General features: G+C 77.2%; 2 protein-coding genes. One reads left to right on the top strand and one right to left on the bottom strand.

Features of this window, described 5'->3' with window-relative positions:
• Positions 1–23 precede the first annotated feature (23 nt).
• On the top strand, positions 24–155 hold the full coding sequence (locus tag Q0L15_RS14625) for a class I fructose-bisphosphate aldolase (RefSeq protein ID WP_296605190.1): 132 nt from the start codon (positions 24–26) through the stop codon (positions 153–155).
• Between the two features lie 27 nt (positions 156–182).
• Here Q0L15_RS14625 and Q0L15_RS14620 read toward each other — a convergent pair.
• On the bottom strand, positions 183–461 hold a 279-nt coding region (locus tag Q0L15_RS14620; protein WP_296605185.1), incomplete at its 5' end, for a universal stress protein.

Below are 461 nucleotides of genomic sequence, written 5' to 3'. Positions count from 1 at the left end.
ACGGCCGTGCCCTGCAGGCGCCGGTGCTGCGGACGTGGCGGGGCGACGAGGCGAACGTCGCGGCCGCGCAGGCGGTGCTGCTCGAGCGCGCGGCGCTCAACGGCGCGGCGCGGTACGGCAGCTACGAGGCCGGCATGGAGCGGGCGGCCGGCTGAGGGTTTCGGCCGCCAGGTGCGCTCGGCTCAGCCGCCCACCGGCGGCACGACGGCCACCGGGCAGTCCGCCTGCTCGACGACCGGCGAGACGACCGAGCCCAGCAGCAGGTCCGCCAGCGACCGGCCCTCGTGGGCGCCGAGCACGATCAGGTTCATCCGCCGCCCGGCGTCGAGGATCCCGGCGGCCGGGTCGCCCCGCCCGACGACCGTCTGCACGTGCACGTCCGGATACGTCTCGTGGAGCCCGGCGACCGCCTCGGCGAGGTAGCGGCGCTCCTCCGGGTCGTCCTCGGGTGGGCCGAAGGT

Source organism: Nocardioides sp., from assembly GCF_024509035.1.
Lineage (GTDB): Bacteria > Actinomycetota > Actinomycetes > Propionibacteriales > Nocardioidaceae > Nocardioides.
Note: the sequence above shows the minus strand (reverse complement) of the source record. Positions and strands in the feature narration are given on the sequence as shown.